Here is an 18,777-nt window from a genome sequence, read left to right as displayed (position 1 = left end):
ACTAAAAAAACAAAAATAGTTTTCGTGTTTTATAGAGAACACAAGAGAAAGTTGGAGGGTTATTTATGTCATTACTGTTAAGAAATAAAGGGGCTATGCTACTCTTAATGCTTAACATCTTTTTGGTGTTTATGGGAATAGGTCTTGTGATTCCTATTATGCCAACCTATATGATTGAGCTACAAATTAGCGGAAGTATTGTCGGAATGCTTGTCGCTGCATTTTCGTTAACACAGCTTATCTTCTCACCTGTTGCAGGTAGATTATCCGATTCTTTTGGTCGTAAAAAAATGATTGTGATCGGCATGGTAATCTTTGCTGTGTCAGAGTGGCTATTTGGAATTGCAAATGCACCTGCACTATTGTTTGGCGCTCGTATGCTGGGGGGGATTAGCGCTGCATTAATTATGCCAGCTGTTATGGCGTATACAGCTGATATTACAACTCCAAAAGAGCGGGCAACAGGAATGGGATACATCAATGCAGCCATCACAACCGGCTTCATCATTGGCCCTGGAATCGGTGGATTCATTGCTGAATTTGGTATGCGAGTACCGTTTTATTCAGCGGCGGTGGCGGGGGCTTTCGCAGCTTTACTTACACTATTTGTTCTCCCTGAATCACCGATGGAAGAACGCGTAAAGGCTGATCCACTTCAAACGGAAAAACAGAGCTTATTTACACAGTTACGCAACTCTTATAAGGAACCGTACTTTTTAAGCTTAATTATTGTATTTGTTGCATCGTTTGGCTTAGCGAATTATGAGACGGTGTTTGGCTTGTTTGTAGATCAGAAATTTGGGTTTACGCCAAAAGATATAGCATTTATTATCACATTTGGCTCCATTGCAGGAGCAGTTGTTCAGCTCACTATCTTTGGTTGGATTATTAATAAATTTGGCGAGAAAAAGGTTATTTCAACCTGTCTGTTCGTAGCGGGCTTATTCGTACTTTTAACTTTGTTCACGCATGCATACTGGCTAATTGTTGTCGTAACGTTTACGCTGTTTTTAGCAATCGATATTTTGCGACCAGCTATTAGTACACAAATGTCAAAACTTGCTCAAGAACAGCAGGGCTACGTAGCCGGCTTAAATTCTGCTTACACCAGCTTAGGAAACATCGCGGGGCCTCTTGTTGCTGGGATTTTATTTGATATTGATATCAACTTTCCATATGCAGCAGCGGCTATCGTTTTATTCGTTTGTTTCGTCTTATCGTTAACGGTAGGAAAGCGAGTAGTCCAGCCAAATCCAGTTGTTGAGAAGTAAAAAGGGATGAAAAACGTTCTATTCCTGGTGGATAGGACGTTTTTCATTGACTTTTGACAGGTTGTTTCATACACTTTTAGTAAATTATTGTTGCTACTTACTAAAAGTAGAGAAGATACATAAGGAAGGAACGAATATATGAATGAAACCTCATCTGTAAAGTCGATGGGCTATTTAATTAGCCGTAAGCTTATTGCAGGGTTAATTATGATTGTTGCCATCAGTGTTTTAGCGTTTGTAACAGCGATCATGCCTGCGGATAAACCAGCTGACTTTACTATCCTTAATTTTATTCGAGAGTTTAAGAAAGAAGGTAGTTTTTTAGCACTTGGGTACTACTTTTTTATTGTAGGCTCAGCCGTTATTTTAACCTCTTTTGTGGTAGAGCTAATTGCGCAAACGATTACAAATCGTTGGGAAGGCAAGTACAAGTGGTGGATTACGGGTGTTTTACACTTTGTTTTATCACTTTTTTTCATTCCAATGCTGCTTTTTTTCTTTATCGTGGATCGCTTGTTAGCATTAAAAAAGACTCCATATCATTGGAAGCACGTACTTGGTTTTTTTGTAGCTCCAATTGTCGTGTTTAGTTTGTTTGTTGCTATCGTTTAAAACCTCTCTGTTTCAGAGAGGTTTTTTTATGGAAACGTTAGGGGGGATTTTGTTGAATAAGATGCCTTGGTACTTACAAAATAAATGTTTAATGATCATCTGTTTTATTACTCCGCCCATTGGATACATCATAATTGTAACGAACAAGAAAAAGTTGAGCCGGGAAAAATGGCTTGAGTACTTAACGGTTTCGACAGTTATGGCCAGCATCTGGATGCTGAAATTTTTACCGGACTTGCTCGGGCTATCAATTCTAGTCGGAATTTTTGTAGCCTATTTAGCTTATAAAGTGCTAAAAGGAAGAAAATAACGAATCTTATAAAAATAATGATATACTGAATTTATTAGTACTGTAGGGGGTTATTGTATGAAAGGGTATTTTAAGCCATTTGCGATTATAATAGGTGCGCTTTTAATTTTTCTAGGAGGGTATGTATTTGGAAAGTCGACGTCTGATCAAGTCACGCGGGAAATTTGGGTTGGTGAAGGGAAAAACGGAGAAGCAGAAGTCCAAAAGGTCATTACAGACTTAGAAAATCAGGCTGCTGTCGATAACTTATCAATGATTTACGCTCACAGAGAAAGCATTGATACCGCGAATGTAGATATAAATAATCCGGATCTTTACGTAGCATTTAATAGTCCGAAGCAATCAGCATTATTAGTTGAATCTCGCCTTTGGTTAAACCATAAGGGAGCTGTTATAGCGGAACGTACGGGTGAGACGTGGGATGAAGTTGACTATTCTACAATTCCTGTGGAAGATGCTTCTTATATTCAAAACTTGTTGAAGAACAGTAGTGAAGAATAAATTACTTTATTTTCCACGAAATGAACCTTTTTGAATGTTCGTTCGTAATAGAAATAAAGGGGAGGCGATATTCATTGAAAAATTACATAGTCTTTATTGCTAGCTTTGTCGTCTTAATGCTTGTATTTCAAGTAGGTAGTGGTATGTTGCTAACCATGCTGTACAATCCAGAGGTGGCAGAAAAAGTTGGAACGTTAGGAAGTACTGTTACCTTTGGTGATAGTGCCTACATGTTTCCGCTTGTAGTCGCAATGCTAGCAGCAACAATTTCCTTTTTTATTTCAAAACGACTTTCATAACGTAGCGGAAAACTAGGCATATACGGTGCTTAGTTTTTTCGTTATATTTTAATAACAGAACGTGTGTGTTTGTTTCGTCAATAGCATAATAGAGAAAATATACCATTTATGACGATTCGCTTTACTACAACTTATTTCCACTCTTTAGTATAATTAGTCATATTATTAAGGGAAAAGGAGCCGATCCAATGCCTATTTATAATAAGCTAGTCCGTGATTATATTCCGCAGATTATCGAACAAAGTGGAAAGAGATATACAACAAGCAACTTAACTATTGATGAATACAAAAAGGAATTAAAGAAAAAAGCTGAAGAAGAATGGGGCGAATATATAGAAGCGAAAACGGAGCACGAGGCTGTAGAAGAGCTTGCGGACTTACTAGAAGTTGTTTATGCGCTTGCTGCGTTAAATGGCGCAACTCCTGAGCAGTTGGAACATGTGCGTCAGCAAAAAGCGGATGAGAAAGGCGGCTTTAATAATAGAGTTTTTTTAGTAGAAGTGGAAGATCAATAACTCTTACTATACAAACCTTTTTAAGCACAACTAACCTCAAGTTGTGCTTTTTTATGGTACACTAAAACTAAGAAAAGAGATCTACATCAGGGGGCACAATTGTGATTACAGATTTACAGTTTGGTGAGGCTTTTGTACGAGGAAAGCGATATCGCCGCAAGCAAATTCATGATCTTTATAAAGGGCAGGAGCAAAGTGAAATTTCAACGCCAAAAGAGCACCCATATATCTTTATTTTTACAAAGATGAGTGGTGAAGAATACGGTACTTCTCATGGGTGGAACGATGATCAAACAACCTTTTTTTACACTGGAGAAGGACAGCGCGGTACGATGCAGCTAATTAAAGGAAATAAAGCCGTGATGGAACACGCAGCGAACGGCGAAACCATCTATTTATTTCAGTACGTAGAGCCTGGGATTGTCGAGTTTTTAGACGAGATGACGTATGCAAACCATCAGCTTGAGTTGATGTGGGATGCAGACGGAAGCTTTCGGGAAGCGATTATGTTTGAACTAAAACGCAACCATATATTAGAAGAGAAAGCGAACGCAGTTAACATTGACTCAACGGTAAAAGAAGAGTTATTAGAACGGTTCTATGAGGAAAAGAGCTTAACGAAAAAGATAGCACTCCTTAATCATTATGTGAAAGTGCGAGCGAACGGAAAGTGTGAATCATGCGGAGCACCAGCATCATTTAAAGATAAAAAAGGAATGCCGTATTTAGAGATTCACCACATCAACCACTTAACTGACAGCGGGTTAAACAAAGTGGATCAAGTTGCGGCACTTTGTCCCATTTGCCATAGTCACATTCACCACGGACAGGGTGGAGAAAATTACAATGCAAGGTTGGGTATACTAATTAAAGAAAAAGAATTAGAAGCAGTTCAGTAATGGAACGAATAGAAAGGCGTGAAAGTAATGGAACTACTAGGTCTGCATCACGTTTCAATTTTAACGGGAAAAGCCGAAAAAAATTATGACTTCTTTACCAATGTACTGGGGATGCGTCTTGTAAAAAAGACGGTTAATCAAGATAATCCGCAATCCTATCATCTTTTTTATGCAGATGCAGAAGGGACACCGGGAACGGAAGTCACTTATTTTGATATTCCTGGTCTTGGTAGAACCTATCCTGGAACAACAGATATTTCAACCGTATCCTTGCGTGTGCCCACGACGGAGTCGCTTTACTATTGGAAACAGCGCTTTGAAGAGCTACAAATCGATCACGATGAGCTGACAACTCAAGCAGGTCGCAACGCACTTGCGTTTCGTGATTACGAAGGCACACGCCTCATGCTTGTTGCAGATGACGGAGAAAAAGGTGTACGTGCCGGTGTTCCTTGGAAGCGAGAAGATATTGAGGAGAATCATGCGATTATTGGCTTAGGCCCTGTTACCTTAACAGTTGCAGAAGCGAAGCTAACAGCAGATATCTTAACAAACGTTATGGGCTTTCGTCATGTAAGATCTTATGATTCAATGGAAGTGTATGCAACAGGAGAAGGGGGAAGCGGAGCTGAAGTACATATTGTAGAAGAACCTGGTGTGCCAAAAGCAAGGCTAGGAAGAGGTGGCGTTCATCACGTTGCGTTTCGTGTTCCAAATGAGCAAGAATACCGCTACTGGCTTGAGCGCTTAAAGCAGGCTCGTATTCCTCATTCAGGCGAAGTCGAACGCTACTATTTTAAAGCGATTTACTTTAGAGAGCCAAACGGCATTTTGTTTGAACTTTCAACCGATACGCCTGGCTTTGCAACCGACGAACCAAAAGAAACGATGGGAGAGAAGCTCGCTCTACCACCATTTTTAGAACCGCGTCGAGCAGAAATTGAGGCGAATTTGCGTCCACTAGATATATAGAAAGCACAGCTGCTTTTATGGCTATGCTTTTTTGTATTTCGTTGTGTGTTTTTTAAGGTCGAAAATGCCCATAGTGACGCATGTTAGCCCTACAATTACGCCAAGAATCGTCCAAAACCAGTTGCTGCCCCAGTTCGAATAGGTAGTTACTAAGCTGCTGCATCCGATAGTTATTGTTCCGTATTTAGCACGCCATTTGTCTAACTTTGATTCTTTATTCGTAGATATCGTCCTTAACTCCTTCCATAAACAATATGAAAAAAAGGTTTAACGTTCATCGAGGCTCCATCTAATGATATGACCTGCATGAGTTAGTCCTCCTCCAAACCCATACAGAAGTACAAGATGATTTTTCTGCAACTTACCCTCTTTTAAGGCAAGCTGTAAAGCGAGAGGAATGGAAACAGCTGATGTATTGCCGTAATACTCGACGCTTGTTAATAGTTTTTCGCGGGGGAATTCAGCTTTTTCACAAATGGATTCAATCATACGCAAGTTTGCGCTGTGCGGGACGAACCAATCAATGTTTTCTTTTTGAAGATTGGTTTGTTGTAAAAGCGAATCAATACCTGCTGGAACGGTTCTGGTAGCCCATTTATACACTTCACGTCCATTTTGAACCATTTTCCCAGGGGTTTTAAGCTGTTCTCCGTTCATCGTTACAGATAAGTTTGTTCGATACACATGCTTACCACCGCTGCCCTTTGATCCCATATGAGTTGCTATAAAGCTTGGACTTTCAAAATCTTGTTCAACTAATACAGCTGCTGCTCCGTCGCCAAATAAGATGCAGGTAGAGCGGTCTTTATAATCCGTTACTTTTGATAGCGTCTCTGCTGTAACGACTAAGACTTTTTGGTGTAATCCAGATGTGATAAAGCTATTAGCGATATGTAATCCGTAAGTAAAGCCAGCGCACGTTGCGTTAAAATCGAATGTTCCTGCACTATTAATCTCAAAGTAATCTTGAATTTGACAAGCTACGCTCGGAAAGGCATAGTCAGGTGTCGTAGTGGCAACGATAATACAGTCGACGTCATGGATATTTTTGTGATAGCTTGCTACTAAGTTTTCAATTGCTTTAAACGCTAGATGAGAAGAGTACTCCTCACTGCTTGCAATTCTTCTTTCTTTCATACCTGTCCTTTGTACAATCCATTCATCGCTAGTATCAACAAGTTGTTCAAGTTGGTCATTAGTTAGTTTATTTTCAGGAACATAGGTCCCAATAGCGGTAATACGTGCTGAAGAATTCATTTTAAAACACCTTTCTCTATGACTAGGTTATATTATTAAATGTTAGTACTAGATTACAAAATTGTCAATCATTGTATATTTAATATTCTTATCATTAAAAAGCTTTTACATAAATTAAGGTAGGATTTTGTCGAAAAATAGATGTAGAAATTAATAGTTTTATTAGAAAAATAGTAGTATTATAGTCGTGAGTAAAAAGTAACCAAATGGGGTTTAGGGGGATTTTTGATGAGTAAGAAGAAGGTTGTTACAGCATTAACTGCAGGATTATTGGTTTCTTCGTTATCAATGGGGACAGGTTACGCACAAGAGAATAATTACGATGTATCAAAAAAAGCAATCGAAGAGCAAGCAGAAGCGAGCAAAAAACTAGAAAAAAACATTGTGAAGCCAGACGTGATGAACGCAGTAAAGTCAGATGTTTTGAAGTCGTTAAATATGCCAGTACCATTTTCGAATAGATCAGCAAAAAGCCTTCAGCGATCAAGTGCAAGTTTTGACAATGAAGAAATTGTTTTTGAATCAGAGCCAAATGATGATTTTCATACAGCAAATACAATGTCTTATGGTAACACATTAATCGGACAGCTTTTACCCCTTTACGATTTGGACATGTATAAAGTGAATGTTCCTACAGCTGGCGCATTTATTATAGCAGGGGGGGCTTCTTCACCTGCAATTGAATTAGGCTTTACGGTTACGGAAAAAGATTATAAAGATAATAATGTAAGCTACTTAGGAAGCGAGTTTGACGAAGAAATTGAAACGCAGGTTTATCAAGTAAGCAAAGCTGGTACTTATTATGTTCCAGTCATTGACTTTGATAATATTGATGACCTTGATGATAATACGGAAGAAGATATTTATATTTTGTCAGCCGCGTTTTTTGATAATGTTGCTCCAGCAAAGCCTGTAGTGAATCAAGTTACGAACAATGATAAAGTAATCACTGGAAAAGCAGAAGCAAACTCAACAGTAACGGTGAATGTTGGTAAAAATCGAATTGGCTATGCGAAAGCAAATGCGAGCGGAACGTTCTCCGTTGCAATTCCATCACAAAAAGTCGGAACAACGTTAAACGTAACGGCAAAAGACGCAGCTGGAAACGTGAGCAGTTTAGCATATGTAAAAGTAGCAAGCGTTGACGTGACCCCACCTGCGAAGCCAATCGTTAATCAAGTTGATGATAACGATAAGGTCATTACAGGAAAAGCAGAAGCAAACTCAACGGTAACGGTAAACGTTGGTAAAAATCGGATTGGCTATGTAAAAGCCAGCTCAAACGGATCATTTTCTGTTAGTATTCCTGTTCAAAAAGCAGGAACAACGCTAAACGTAACGGCAAAAGACGCAGCTGGAAACGTGAGCAGCTTATCCTATGTCAAAGTTGTAAAAGCTGATGTGACGCCACCCGCAAAACCAACGGTTAATAAAGTAAAAGAAACTGATAAAGTAGTGACGGGTAAAGCGGAAGCAAATTCAACGGTAACGGTGAATGTTGGTAAAAACAGATTGGGGTATGCAAAAGCGAACTCTAAAGGCGTGTATTCAGTAAAAATTGCGGAACAGAAAAAAGGAACTCTTCTAAACGTAACGGCAAAAGACGCAGCTGGAAATGTGAGTAAGCTTTCGTATGTAACGGTTGTAAAGCGCTAATAAACATAAAAAATGCACTTCAGAATTTTAGCTGAGGTGCATTTTCTATGAGAGCTCATTGTAAATAACAAGGGGTATCGGCTTTTGGGTGGTTAATCTCCTGAAAAAGATCCTGTTGAGTTCCTGTGTCACTAGGTGGCGTGTTCTCTAATTGCTGGGCTAAGTGAGGAAAATAAAGATTCATTAAGTTTTTAAATTCTCCTACCAGCTATCCTCAATAAAAAGATGCCTGCTAGGATTAAAATAAGCGATTGCCATATAAAATTCATCTTCACATCCTTTCCTATTTCTTCCTAAACTTTAGGTTGGTTAAAAAGGAGATTTTTTATGTATAAGTAAAAGATGAAAAATTTCATATGGTAAAATATACGCAGGATATAAACTTAAATAGTATCAATGGAGGAACCAATGAACGAGCTCATTAGAAGTTATTTCAAAAACTTAGACGCACCTGATAAGCGTATTCAATATGAAGCTTTTCAAAGTATTATAAACGCAACTTCTGAACAGGTAGATTGGGCCTATGAAGTGTGGGATGAGTTAGTAAGCTGGTTAGGAGATGCTGATAACCATAAAAGAGCAAGAGGTGCTCAAATTCTTGCAGGTCTTGCAAAAAGCGATCAAGAAAAACGAATACTGACTGATTTTGTTTCCTTGTGGAACGTAACCAAGGATGAAAAATTTGTCACGGCGCGTCACGCTCTACAGGCAATCTGGAAAGTAGGGTTAGCAGGAGACCAACAAAAGATGTTAGTTTTCCATCATTTAGTTAATCGCTTTCATACATGCAAAGACGAAAAAAATGCTACTCTTATTCGTTATGACGTCCTTCAAAGCTTACGAAATCTATATGATGAAACAAATGATGAGAAGTTAAAGCAACAAGCACTAACGCTAATAGAAGCAGAAACAGATCCAAAGTATCAAAAGAAATACCTTAAACTATGGAAGTGAGGACCCTTTTTGTTTTGAATGGACCTATGCGAGTAGTTAGGTTATTACTGCGCAGCTCTATAAGTGTATTTTGATACCAACTAGCTTAGGATATGGTAAAAGTTATAAAAATGAGTATATGGAGGAGGTTGTTACGTAGAGATGATTCAAATTTGTGGAGAAAAAACTGTACTAACTGAACTAAGCGATAGTGATTTAGACGAATATTATTATTGGAAATTCGAAGAAGAGCAAAAAGAAGCTAAAAAATGGAACGGACCGTATATTCCGGAACCTTGGAAGTCAAAAGAAGAGTTTAAACAGCTATGGGTTCAAGCAAATGAGCTGTTACCAGGCGTTCCGAGAGAGTTAGCTATTAAAGGTAAAGGAAGCAGTAAATTTATTGGAACGGTAGGTACCTATTGGGTTGACCGGAATACCAACTGGGCAGAAACGGGAATCGTTATTTATAATCCTGACTATTGGAGTGGTGGGTATGGAACGGATGCTTATCGACTTTGGATTGATTTTTTATTCGAGAATACAAATTTACACCGTTTAGGTATGTCAACTTGGTCTGGAAATCATCGAATGCTCAAGGTCGCCAATAAAATTGGAATGAAAGAAGAAGCGAGAATTCGAGATGCTAGAATGGTAGATGGAAAATATTATGATGCAGTGAAAATGGGCATTTTAAAAACCGAGTGGGACGCTTTTGCATAATTAAAAGTAGCTCTCAATGAAAGGAAACCAGCATATGCTTACAGGACCTACACTAACACCCGAGCTATCAGTTTCAAATATAGAGAAAAGCTTGGACTTTTACATCAACTTATTAACATTCAAGGTGAAATATGAACGAAAAGAGGACAAGTTTGCCATGTTAATCTTAGGTGGATGTGAAATTATGATTGAACAAGTAAACGGATATTGGAGCACAGGTGAGTTAGCTTATCCATATGGACGTGGTATTAATTTTCAAATTATGGTGGAGGATGTTGAGGTTATCTACAGGCGGTTAAAAGCTCACGCTTATCCTATTAAGTATGAACTTACAGAAAGCTGGTATCGGGTTGATGATAAACTTTATGGACAACAAGAATTTTTAGTTATGGATCCAGACGGTTATTTGCTACGGCTAGCTGAGGATATAGGAGAGAAAGCAGTATGAACACGCTAGAGTTACACTATCATATTTATCAAAATAATGTAAGCGTTGCTGATCATTACTTGCCATGGGCTTTTTCGATGATAGAGAGTGACTGTGAATCTGCATCTTTATATATTCTTGCGGCGCTTCAAGAACCTTATAATATTTTTGAAGCGGAACACTATTTTCGAAGAGCTGTGGAAGAGCTTGAACTAAAAGTACCAACTGAACAAGAATGCACTACATATGTCGTATATAAAAGGCTTGAAGAACTAATGAATCAGCCAGATGATCTTTTCAATAAGGTATATGATTTGTCTACCCTCATCATATATGAGTTAGATTCTCCAAAACAACTAGCATCATTTGTAGAGGTTAGTGATTTAATTGATGACTTTTTATACGGTGATAATTATTTAAAGTTGACAGAATGTACGTTAAAAAAAGAGGTGTTAACGCGAGTTGAAGAGGTGTTGCAAAGTTCGAAGAAAGCAGGGGAAGAAGGCGAATAGTTTCCAAATATACAATGGTGAAATTTTTACTAAAAAGATGCATTTAAAATGAATATTATATTCCAAAAAAAGGCACTCAATATGAGTGCTTTTACAGGAGGGGGTATTTAATTCTATTTATTTTATTGATGATTTTAAAAAACAAAAGCCGTTTGTTCTTTAAATATCCCAATCTTCTCTTATTTGATTAAATAAAAGCTTTGCACCTACGGGGCTTAAAATGAGACCTTCTGCATAACGCTTATTTTGTGGCGTTACTTCTCCGGTTACGAGACATCTATTATCCTGTTCAAACCTTTTTAATGTAATCTCTCCGTCTTTCACGAAAATTTCCAGAGGATCTTTTATATTAATTCCTAAAACTCTTCTCATTTCAACTGGAATGACAACGCGACCTAATTCATCTACTTTTCGTACAATTCCTAGATTTTTCATATATTCCTCCTCAAGGTGTTTCGAATGAACAGGATTGTTTTTAATCCTACACTTAAATTATGTGAAAAGGTAGTAATAAATGTTTAAATTTTAATGATATGAATAGTAATTAGTAAAAAAAATCACTTGTAAAAGAATGTAAAATAATTTTTGGGATTCACATGCATAGAATGAATAACTAAACGAAACCAATCCATAAATAAAGGAATTACTTCTTGAAATACCTATTTTGTATCGTAAACTATTGGAATAACTGTAATAACTAAACTTGGAGAGGGTGGGCGCTTGTAATTGTTTGTACTGAAGAAAAAGTAGTATTTTAAATGAATTTGTCGATTGTTCTGAATATCTGTTGCTAGATATGTATATTAGGATAGTTTTTTTACTGAAAGAATTTACACTATGCATGGAGATTGGTATAAAGGAGAGCTAATTGCAAGCTTTGCATTTTGAGGTTTTGTCGCAGTGGTAGCGAGTTATTTATAAAAAGCAAAAAGCTGTTAAGTTTAACAGCTTTTTGTTTTTACTGATTATTTTGCTCGTACAGGTATTGGTCTTGATGGAGAGCTTTCATTATGAGTACGATCTAGTGCTGTGATTACATATGTATACTCCTGTCCTTTGACAGCGGTTTTGTCAAGGTAAGTTTGATCGGAGTGCTCTAACCGTACGGTATCTAAGAGGTTATTAGAGTCATTAATGTCGCCGGCTTTTTTGCCATCAAAACGATAAATTGCATAATAAGATGCGTCATCGTGCTTAGATTCTTTTACTTTAAATTCAATGCCTTCTTGTTTTTGCTTTACATTAATTGCTTTTGGTGATGCTGGTGGCGTATCGTCAATCCATGGCATAGAGGGAACAATCGCTGGCTGTTTATAAAGTTCATTGGAAAGGCGATCTGCAATGCCAAGTGGATTTTTTCTTAAGTCTTTCGCACTAAAATGCATGCTTCCTTTAAAAGCTTCGTACGTACGATTAAGTTTAATTTGGTTTGGCATTTCTTCTGGATTAAACCAATTTTGAACACCATTTGATTCTGTATTAATTTTATAAGTAGCTTGTCCAATATAGAGCTGAACATCTTTGCCTTCTACTTCTTTTGACCACCAGTCTAAGAGCTTAGCATAATCCGCTACAGGAAGTCCGATGTTCCAGTATAATTGAGGAGCAATGTAGTCAATATCTCCATTGTTAATCCACGTTCGCGTATCTGCGTACAAATCATCATAATTTGTTTGTCCCGCAGCTGTATCTGAGCCTGTAGGATCTACGTTTTTATTTCTCCACACTCCAAATGGGCTAATACCGAACTTCACATAGGACTTTTCAGCTTTTATTGCTTCGTTGATATCTTTTACGAGATTGTTAACATTATCACGACGCCAGTCTGCTATATTACTAAATTGATTTTTTCCGTATTGTTCATAGGTGTTTTGATCAGGAAACTCTTTTCCAGCAATTTTGTATGGGTAAAAGTAGTCATCCATATGAACGGCATCGATGTCATAGTTTTTTACGACTTCCATGATTCCATCAATGACAAATTTCTGTACTTCTGGTACTCCAGGGTTAAAATATAGCTGCTGTCCATAAGGAACTACCCATTCAGGGTGCTGACGAGCAGGGTGGTTTTCAGGCAGTTTTTGAAGGTCTGAGAGGTTAGCTTCTTTTCCAAGAGACATTGTGATTCGATAAGGGTTAAACCATGCGTGAAATTCCATGTTTCGCTTGTGAGCTTCTTCAACCATAAATGCTAAAGGATCATATCCAGGGTCTTTCCCTTGCGTTCCTGTTAAATATTCGGACCATAATCCGTATTTAGAGGGGTAAAACGCATCGGCAGTCGGCTTTATTTGCATAACAACTGCATTCATCCCCATCTGTTTTTGTTCATCTAGGTATTGAATGAACTCAGCTTTTTGTTGAGGGATTGATAAACCAGGTTTTGATGGCCAATCAATATTTAATACGCTAGCCATCCATGCTGCTCTTAGTTCGTGTTTTACATATTTAGGTTGATTTGCCCCTTGAGATGGTATTGTATCTGCGTATCCAATCGTAGCAGATGGTAATAACACGGAGCTACCTATAACTGACGCGATTAATAAACTTCTAAATTTTTTCTTCTTAATCATCTTATAACCTCATTTCTATAAAGTTGTTAGCGTTTTCAATAGATATTATACTTTACAAGTTACTAGATTGATAGACTAATTAAAATTTATTTTTAAAAAATATAAAATACATTGATAATTAATTTTAAAAATGATATATTTTCAATTAAAGATAAAAGTTAGCAATATCTCTTTGAACTAGCGATGCCTGTTGCTACATCATTTGGTGGAGGTGAATGATAGGGGTTGATTCCACATTACAGCATAGAAAGCATCTAGTTAACGTTTTAAGATAAGCTGCGCTACAAAGAGTTAAGAAAGAGTAAAGTTATTGCTAGATTTATCATGAATATCTCAGGGTTTTAACAATTCTGATAAAAGTATTGGGGAGGAATTAAGAATGAAAGTATTGTTTGTATGTGCAGGTGGAATGTCCAGTGCAATTGTTGTAAACGCTTTAAAAAATGAAGGTAAAAAACATAATATTGATTTAGAAGTTCTAGCAGTAGGCACTCAAGAGTTTGATGCAGAGGTTCGTAACGGGTGGGATGTTTCAATGGTAGCACCTCAAGTGAGACATCGTTTTGATACATTTAAGCAGTCTGCTGATGAAGCTGGAGTTCCTTGTCAGGTTATTCCGCCACAAGCATACAGTCCGCTTGGAGGACCTACTCTATTAAAGCTAGTTAACGAGCTTGTAAGCAAATAAATGTATGTAACTATTAATTAAACAAAGGGGAAAATAATACATGAACAAGTTTGTTGCTTTTTTAGAGAATAATTTATCAACGCCTATGGCTAAATTATCTGAACAAAAGCACTTGCGAGCGATAAGGGATGGGGTAGTTTCGGCTTTACCGTTTATCATTTTTGGAAGCTTGTTTCTTATCATCGCATTTCCACCAGTTGCAGCTGATTCAGCATTAGGGGAATGGGCAGCTAAACACGCAGCGGAAATCTTAATTCCATATCGCTTAACGATGTTTATCATGACGCTATACATAACGTTTGGAATTGGGTATAGCCTTTCGCAAAGCTATAAACTAGATCCGCTATCTGGCGGTCTTTTATCAGTAGCATCTTTCCTATTCACAATAGGTATTGAAACAGTGGAAAACATTGGGTTCGTATTGCCAATGACAAATCTAGGAGGACACGGTTTGTTCGTTGGAATGCTTGTTTCAATCTTTTCTGTTGAAGTATTGAGGTTCTGTAAAGCAAAAAATGTCACGATTAAAATGCCTGATTCAGTACCTACATCAGTAGCACGTTCATTTGAAGCTTTAATACCAGTAACCATTGTACTGGTTATCATGACGATTATTACGGTTACGTTTAACATTGACATGCATTCGCTGGTAGATAAAGCAGTAGCACCGCTCATTAAAGCGGGAGATACACTTCCTGGCGTATTGATTCCAGTATTTTTAATTACGTTCTTCTGGTCATTTGGTATTCATGGCGTATCGGTTGTAGGTGCAGTAGCTAGACCGGTATGGGAAGTTTATCTAGCGAACAATTCTGCAGCAGTAGCAGCTGGAAAAGCGATTCCTCACGTAGCACCTGAAACATTTTTCCAATGGTTTATTTGGATTGGAGGATCTGGTGCAACGATTGGCTTAGTATTAGCAATGCTAATTGCGGCGAAATCAAAATACAGTAAGACTTTAGGAAGAGCAACGATCATTCCTAGTATTTTTAACATTAACGAACCGGTTATTTTCGGAACACCAATCGTATTAAACCCAATTTTAATTATCCCATTTATTGTTACGCCTTTAGTTGGCGCAACAGTAGCTTACGTTGCCACGGCTATGGGTCTGGTAAATCCAACGTATGTAATGGTGCCTTGGACGTTACCAGCTCCAATTGGTGCGTACTTGTCAACGGGAGGAGATTGGCGAGCGATTGTTTTATGCTTAACTAATATTGCAATTTCGTTCTTTATCTATCTTCCGTTCTTTAAAATGTATGATAGAAAATTAGTTGAACAAGAAGGAACGATTGAGACGTCGAAAGAAAATAATATTGCTTTATAAATGAAACGATAGGAAGTATGAGTGTTTACTTCATACTTCCTACGTTGAATTTAGGGGAGGAAACGGTGAACAATACATCTGGGATTCATTTTTTTAGCTATAGAAGCGCATTTTTATTCTTTGGTTTTATTCTTATCTTTAATCTTATTTTTAACTATGTGATGAGCGCGCTGGGTGTTGGGTATAATCATGCTCTTTATATTGGTAACATGTTCGCCATTAGCGGTAGTTTAACGTTCATTCTTAGTGTTGTTGAAGGTAAGATCAAAGGTAAGAAGCAATGTTATACCTTATTTTTCTCACTGCTGTTTTTAAGTGCAATCGCTGGTTATTTTATTGTTTATAAATGAAAAACAAGGGGTGTCAAGGATGGAGAAAGGACTTAAAGTCGTTACCATTGGAGGAGGCTCTAGCTATACGCCAGAGCTAGTAGAGGGATTCATTAAACGATATCATGAGCTGCCAATCAAAGAATTATGGCTAGTAGATATTGAAGCGGGAAAAGAAAAGCTTGAAATTGTAGGGGAATTAGCAAAGAGAATGGTAAAGAAAGCGGGCGTTCCTATTGATGTACATATTACGCTAGATCGCCGTCAAGCGCTAAAGAATGCAGATTTTGTCACAACTCAAATGAGGGTTGGTTTACTGGATGCACGAATAAAAGACGAGCGCATTCCGCTTGAGATGGGAATGATTGGTCAAGAAACAAACGGTGCTGGTGGGTTGTTTAAAGGATTGAGAACAATTCCTATACTTCTAGAAATTACGGAAGAAATGCAGGAACTTTGTCCAGATGCCTGGCTTATTAATTTTACAAATCCAGCCGGAATGGTAACGGAAGCTCTTTTACGCTATAGCGCTCACAAGAAAGTTATTGGCGTATGCAACGTCCCGTTTAATATGCACCTATCTATTTCTAAAATGCTAGATGTTGAGATGGAGCGTGTCTATATTGAATTTGCCGGCTTAAACCATATGCTTTTTGGATTACATGTCTACTTAGATGACCAAGATGTTACAGAAAAAGTTCTTGAGATGCTCGGGGACCCAGCTATTCAATTAAGCATGAAAAATATTGCTCCGCTTCCATGGAATCAGCAGTTCTTAAAAGCATTGGGAGCTGTACCATGTCCATATCACCGCTACTACTACAAAACTAAGGATATATTGGATGAAGAATTGGAAGCGTTTAAGAATGGTAAAACAAGAGCAGAAGTTGTGAAAAAATTAGAAGAAGAATTGTTTGAGCTTTATAAAGATCCTACCTTAACCATCAAGCCTCCACAGTTAGAGCAGCGTGGTGGTGCTTACTATAGCGATGCAGCTTGTAACGTTATCTCTTCTATTTATAATGATAAAAAAGATGTTCAAGTATTAAACGTGCAAAATAAAGGTGCGATTCAACAGATTGACTATTTATCAGCAGTAGAAGTTAACTGCATTGTGACAAAAAATGGTCCAATTCCTATTACGGTTGGAGAATTGCCTGTACACCTTCAAGGTCTTGTACAGCAAATTAAATCATTTGAGAGACTCGGTGCAGAAGCAGCCGTTACCGGCTCGTATGAAAAGGCATTGCTAGCATTAACAATCAATCCATTAATTCCAAGTGATGAGATGGCTGAGCGCGTGCTTCAGTCTCTTTTAGAAGCACATGAACCGTATTTACCAGCCTTTTTTAATCAATCAAAAGAGCATGTTAAACAACACTAATAGCTCCTAACTTGATTAGGTTTTTCACTCATACTATTAAAATGATAACTTTAGGGGGATTCACCAATGACAACAGAATTAAGCCATAACAACGAAATGGAAATCTTCGAGATTATCTCACACGCAGGAAACGCACGAAGCTTAGCGTATGAAGCGCTTGAAGCGGCTGAAGAGCTAAAGTTTGAAGATGCAGAACGTTTGATTAAAGAAGCGTCAGATGAACTAGGATTAGCGCATAAAACGCAAACAAAGCTTATTCAAGCAGAGCTTAATGGGAACCCTGCAGATAAAACGCTGCTCATGATTCACGCTCAAGATCACTTAATGACGGCTATCAGTGAACAAAAGTTAATTGAACATATGATTCGAATCGTCAAAAAAGTATCTCGTACATAAGAAAAAGCATATCAGGAGAGGCGGAATCTGCAATGAAAAAACTAGGTATTTCCATTTATCCGGAACATTCAACGGTAGAAAAAGATAAAGCGTACATTGCTTTGGCACATCAGTACGGATTTAAAAAAATCTTCACTTGTTTACTTTCAGTAGAAGGGGATAAAGAGAAAGTCATGAAGAGCTTTAAAGAAAGCATTGATTATGCTAACGAGCTGGGGATGGAAGTGATGGTGGACATTGCTCCTCGTATTTTTAATCAGCTTGGCATTTCTTACAATGACTTGTCCTTCTTTCACGAGTTAGGTGTTTGGGGCTTGCGCTTAGACATGGGTTTTACAGGAAATGAAGAATCTATGATGACGTATAATCCCTATGATTTGAAAATTGAAATTCCTATGAGCAATGCTACAAGCTATTTGGATAACATTATGGCCTACAAGCCAAAAGTAAGCAACTTAGTGGGCTCGCATAACTTTTATCCACACCGCTATGCAGGGTTAAGCTATAAACACTTTGTCAAATGTAGCAAACAGTTTAAGGAACATAATATTCCTACCGCTGCTTTTATTAGTTCGCATGATGCTACTTTCGGTCCTTGGCCAGTGACAGAAGGGTTATGCACGGTGGAGATGCACCGAGAACTGCCGATTGTTACGCAAGCAAAGCACTTATATGCTACTGGTCTCATCGATGAAGTGATCATTGCCAATGCTTATGCTTCTGAAGAAGAGTTACAGGCTCTGAGTGAAATCAACAAAGAAAAGCTAACTTTTGCTATCCAGTTGCATGAAACGATTACGGACTTAGAGAAAAAAATCGTTTTAGAAGAGCCGCATTTTTACCGTGGCGACGTGTCTGATTATCTTATTCGCTCTACTCAGTCACGCGTGAAATATAAAGCAGAAGAGTTCAAACCTACTTATACACCTCCTATTAAGCGAGGCGATATACTAATCGAAAACGAGCTTTACGGCCAGTATAAAGGTGAGTTGCAGATCGCACTACAGGACATGGAGAACTCTGGGAAAACAAATGTTGTGGGTCGCATAGTGGAAGAGGAAATCTTTTTGCTTGATTATTTAGAGCCTTGGGGGAAGTTTGCATTCTCAATCAGATAGAATCAAATGTGTTTCACTGTGATGATGCGGAGGGGAAAATAAAGATTTCCTTCCGCTTTTCATTATATAAAA

The 18,777-nt window shown here is 37.9% G+C and carries 22 protein-coding genes; 19 read left to right on the top strand and 3 right to left on the bottom strand.

Annotation, left to right across the window (positions count from 1 at the left end):
• Positions 1–65 precede the first annotated feature (65 nt).
• From EPL02_RS11695 to EPL02_RS11660, 8 genes are all read left to right on the top strand, one after another.
• The gene (locus EPL02_RS11695; RefSeq protein ID WP_131887798.1) at positions 66–1,271 is read left to right on the top strand and encodes an MFS transporter; all 1,206 of its coding nucleotides are present in this window, start codon (positions 66–68) and stop codon (positions 1,269–1,271) included.
• A 138-nt stretch (positions 1,272–1,409) separates the two neighbouring features.
• Positions 1,410–1,883, top strand: a complete 474-nt coding sequence (locus tag EPL02_RS11690; protein WP_094910267.1) for a hypothetical protein — start codon at positions 1,410–1,412, stop codon at positions 1,881–1,883.
• A gap of 61 nt (positions 1,884–1,944) precedes the next feature.
• Positions 1,945–2,193: a hypothetical protein gene (locus EPL02_RS11685; protein WP_286175486.1), complete on the top strand. Its 249-nt coding sequence runs from the start codon at positions 1,945–1,947 to the stop codon at positions 2,191–2,193.
• 57 nt (positions 2,194–2,250) lie between these two features.
• Entirely contained in the window at positions 2,251–2,694 is a 444-nt protein-coding gene (locus EPL02_RS11680; protein WP_094910265.1) for a hypothetical protein, read from the top strand.
• A gap of 74 nt (positions 2,695–2,768) precedes the next feature.
• Complete coding sequence (locus tag EPL02_RS11675; RefSeq protein ID WP_076513485.1) at positions 2,769–2,993, top strand: hypothetical protein; 225 nt, start codon at positions 2,769–2,771, stop codon at positions 2,991–2,993.
• A 188-nt stretch (positions 2,994–3,181) separates the two neighbouring features.
• Positions 3,182–3,508 carry a nucleoside triphosphate pyrophosphohydrolase gene (locus tag EPL02_RS11670; protein ID WP_078989660.1) on the top strand — a complete coding sequence of 109 codons (327 nt, stop codon included), beginning with the start codon at positions 3,182–3,184 and terminating at the stop codon, positions 3,506–3,508.
• Between the two features lie 101 nt (positions 3,509–3,609).
• On the top strand, positions 3,610–4,407 hold the full coding sequence (locus tag EPL02_RS11665) for an HNH endonuclease signature motif containing protein (protein ID WP_076513481.1): 798 nt from the start codon (positions 3,610–3,612) through the stop codon (positions 4,405–4,407).
• Positions 4,408–4,434: 27 nt separating this feature from the next.
• Positions 4,435–5,379 carry a ring-cleaving dioxygenase gene (locus EPL02_RS11660; RefSeq protein WP_078989661.1) on the top strand — a complete coding sequence of 315 codons (945 nt, stop codon included), beginning with the start codon at positions 4,435–4,437 and terminating at the stop codon, positions 5,377–5,379.
• Between the two features lie 267 nt (positions 5,380–5,646).
• Here the strand turns inward: EPL02_RS11660 and EPL02_RS11650 are convergent, their stop codons facing one another.
• Positions 5,647–6,636 (bottom strand): ketoacyl-ACP synthase III, encoded by a 990-nt coding sequence (locus tag EPL02_RS11650; protein WP_076513478.1) that lies wholly within the window; start codon positions 6,634–6,636, stop codon positions 5,647–5,649.
• A 228-nt stretch (positions 6,637–6,864) separates the two neighbouring features.
• Here EPL02_RS11650 and EPL02_RS11645 point away from each other — a divergent pair, with 228 nt between their 5' ends.
• The 5 genes from EPL02_RS11645 to EPL02_RS11620 all read left to right on the top strand — a co-directional run bounded on the left by EPL02_RS11645 (position 6,865) and on the right by EPL02_RS11620 (position 10,887).
• Positions 6,865–8,292, top strand: a complete 1,428-nt coding sequence (locus EPL02_RS11645; RefSeq protein ID WP_131887797.1) for an Ig-like domain-containing protein — start codon at positions 6,865–6,867, stop codon at positions 8,290–8,292.
• A gap of 408 nt (positions 8,293–8,700) precedes the next feature.
• Entirely contained in the window at positions 8,701–9,246 is a 546-nt protein-coding gene (locus EPL02_RS11635) for a hypothetical protein (protein WP_131887796.1), read from the top strand.
• A 141-nt stretch (positions 9,247–9,387) separates the two neighbouring features.
• Positions 9,388–9,948: a GNAT family N-acetyltransferase gene (locus EPL02_RS11630; protein ID WP_131887795.1), complete on the top strand. Its 561-nt coding sequence runs from the start codon at positions 9,388–9,390 to the stop codon at positions 9,946–9,948.
• Between the two features lie 34 nt (positions 9,949–9,982).
• Positions 9,983–10,396: a bleomycin resistance protein gene (locus EPL02_RS11625; RefSeq protein ID WP_131887794.1), complete on the top strand. Its 414-nt coding sequence runs from the start codon at positions 9,983–9,985 to the stop codon at positions 10,394–10,396.
• Positions 10,393–10,887, top strand: coding sequence for a hypothetical protein (locus tag EPL02_RS11620; protein ID WP_094910259.1), 495 nt, complete (start codon positions 10,393–10,395; stop codon positions 10,885–10,887). Before EPL02_RS11625 ends, EPL02_RS11620 begins: the two co-directional genes overlap by 4 nt.
• A gap of 159 nt (positions 10,888–11,046) precedes the next feature.
• Here the strand turns inward: EPL02_RS11620 and EPL02_RS11615 are convergent, their stop codons facing one another.
• Positions 11,047–11,322 (bottom strand): AbrB/MazE/SpoVT family DNA-binding domain-containing protein, encoded by a 276-nt coding sequence (locus tag EPL02_RS11615; RefSeq protein WP_094910258.1) that lies wholly within the window; start codon positions 11,320–11,322, stop codon positions 11,047–11,049.
• Between the two features lie 530 nt (positions 11,323–11,852).
• Positions 11,853–13,460 (bottom strand): glycoside hydrolase family 10-like protein, encoded by a 1,608-nt coding sequence (locus tag EPL02_RS11610; protein WP_131887793.1) that lies wholly within the window; start codon positions 13,458–13,460, stop codon positions 11,853–11,855.
• A gap of 379 nt (positions 13,461–13,839) precedes the next feature.
• Here EPL02_RS11610 and EPL02_RS11605 point away from each other — a divergent pair, with 379 nt between their 5' ends.
• The 6 genes from EPL02_RS11605 (at position 13,840) to EPL02_RS11580 (ending at position 18,705) form a co-directional block, all read left to right on the top strand.
• Complete coding sequence (locus EPL02_RS11605) at positions 13,840–14,148, top strand: PTS sugar transporter subunit IIB (protein ID WP_094910256.1); 309 nt, start codon at positions 13,840–13,842, stop codon at positions 14,146–14,148.
• A gap of 40 nt (positions 14,149–14,188) precedes the next feature.
• Positions 14,189–15,478 (top strand): PTS sugar transporter subunit IIC, encoded by a 1,290-nt coding sequence (locus EPL02_RS11600; RefSeq protein WP_094910255.1) that lies wholly within the window; start codon positions 14,189–14,191, stop codon positions 15,476–15,478.
• Positions 15,479–15,543: 65 nt separating this feature from the next.
• The gene (locus EPL02_RS11595) at positions 15,544–15,828 is read left to right on the top strand and encodes a hypothetical protein (RefSeq protein ID WP_131887792.1); all 285 of its coding nucleotides are present in this window, start codon (positions 15,544–15,546) and stop codon (positions 15,826–15,828) included.
• Between the two features lie 19 nt (positions 15,829–15,847).
• A complete protein-coding gene (locus EPL02_RS11590) occupies positions 15,848–17,191 on the top strand; it encodes a 6-phospho-beta-glucosidase (RefSeq protein ID WP_131887791.1) in 1,344 nt (447 codons plus the stop codon).
• Between the two features lie 66 nt (positions 17,192–17,257).
• A complete protein-coding gene (locus EPL02_RS11585) occupies positions 17,258–17,587 on the top strand; it encodes a PTS lactose/cellobiose transporter subunit IIA (protein WP_094910252.1) in 330 nt (109 codons plus the stop codon).
• Positions 17,588–17,619: 32 nt separating this feature from the next.
• Positions 17,620–18,705: a DUF871 domain-containing protein gene (locus EPL02_RS11580; RefSeq protein ID WP_094910251.1), complete on the top strand. Its 1,086-nt coding sequence runs from the start codon at positions 17,620–17,622 to the stop codon at positions 18,703–18,705.
• The last annotated feature ends 72 nt before the right edge of the window (positions 18,706–18,777 follow it).

The sequence above is a fragment of the Bacillus sp. CBEL-1 genome, from assembly GCF_004348885.1.
Classification (GTDB): Bacteria; Bacillota; Bacilli; order Bacillales; family Bacillaceae_H; genus Priestia; species Priestia aryabhattai_A.
This window is presented reverse-complemented; position numbering and strand designations above follow the sequence as displayed.

Excerpts from the sequence above, each read along its gene's own strand:
- EPL02_RS11695 (WP_131887798.1), top strand. The coding sequence starts at position 66 with ATGTCATTACTGTTAAGAAATAAAGGGGCTATGCTACTCTTAATGCTT.
- EPL02_RS11690 (WP_094910267.1), top strand. The coding sequence starts at position 1,410 with ATGAATGAAACCTCATCTGTAAAGTCGATGGGCTATTTAATTAGCCGT.
- EPL02_RS11685 (WP_286175486.1), top strand. The coding sequence starts at position 1,945 with ATGCCTTGGTACTTACAAAATAAATGTTTAATGATCATCTGTTTTATT.
- EPL02_RS11680 (WP_094910265.1), top strand. The coding sequence starts at position 2,251 with ATGAAAGGGTATTTTAAGCCATTTGCGATTATAATAGGTGCGCTTTTA.
- EPL02_RS11670 (WP_078989660.1), top strand. The coding sequence starts at position 3,182 with ATGCCTATTTATAATAAGCTAGTCCGTGATTATATTCCGCAGATTATC.
- EPL02_RS11660 (WP_078989661.1), top strand. The coding sequence starts at position 4,435 with ATGGAACTACTAGGTCTGCATCACGTTTCAATTTTAACGGGAAAAGCC.
- EPL02_RS11650 (WP_076513478.1), bottom strand. The coding sequence starts at position 6,636 with ATGAATTCTTCAGCACGTATTACCGCTATTGGGACCTATGTTCCTGAA.
- EPL02_RS11645 (WP_131887797.1), top strand. The coding sequence starts at position 6,865 with ATGAGTAAGAAGAAGGTTGTTACAGCATTAACTGCAGGATTATTGGTT.
- EPL02_RS11635 (WP_131887796.1), top strand. The coding sequence starts at position 8,701 with ATGAACGAGCTCATTAGAAGTTATTTCAAAAACTTAGACGCACCTGAT.
- EPL02_RS11630 (WP_131887795.1), top strand. The coding sequence starts at position 9,388 with ATGATTCAAATTTGTGGAGAAAAAACTGTACTAACTGAACTAAGCGAT.
- EPL02_RS11625 (WP_131887794.1), top strand. The coding sequence starts at position 9,983 with ATGCTTACAGGACCTACACTAACACCCGAGCTATCAGTTTCAAATATA.
- EPL02_RS11620 (WP_094910259.1), top strand. The coding sequence starts at position 10,393 with ATGAACACGCTAGAGTTACACTATCATATTTATCAAAATAATGTAAGC.
- EPL02_RS11615 (WP_094910258.1), bottom strand. The coding sequence starts at position 11,322 with ATGAAAAATCTAGGAATTGTACGAAAAGTAGATGAATTAGGTCGCGTT.
- EPL02_RS11610 (WP_131887793.1), bottom strand. The coding sequence starts at position 13,460 with ATGATTAAGAAGAAAAAATTTAGAAGTTTATTAATCGCGTCAGTTATA.
- EPL02_RS11605 (WP_094910256.1), top strand. The coding sequence starts at position 13,840 with ATGAAAGTATTGTTTGTATGTGCAGGTGGAATGTCCAGTGCAATTGTT.
- EPL02_RS11600 (WP_094910255.1), top strand. The coding sequence starts at position 14,189 with ATGAACAAGTTTGTTGCTTTTTTAGAGAATAATTTATCAACGCCTATG.
- EPL02_RS11590 (WP_131887791.1), top strand. The coding sequence starts at position 15,848 with ATGGAGAAAGGACTTAAAGTCGTTACCATTGGAGGAGGCTCTAGCTAT.
- EPL02_RS11585 (WP_094910252.1), top strand. The coding sequence starts at position 17,258 with ATGACAACAGAATTAAGCCATAACAACGAAATGGAAATCTTCGAGATT.
- EPL02_RS11580 (WP_094910251.1), top strand. The coding sequence starts at position 17,620 with ATGAAAAAACTAGGTATTTCCATTTATCCGGAACATTCAACGGTAGAA.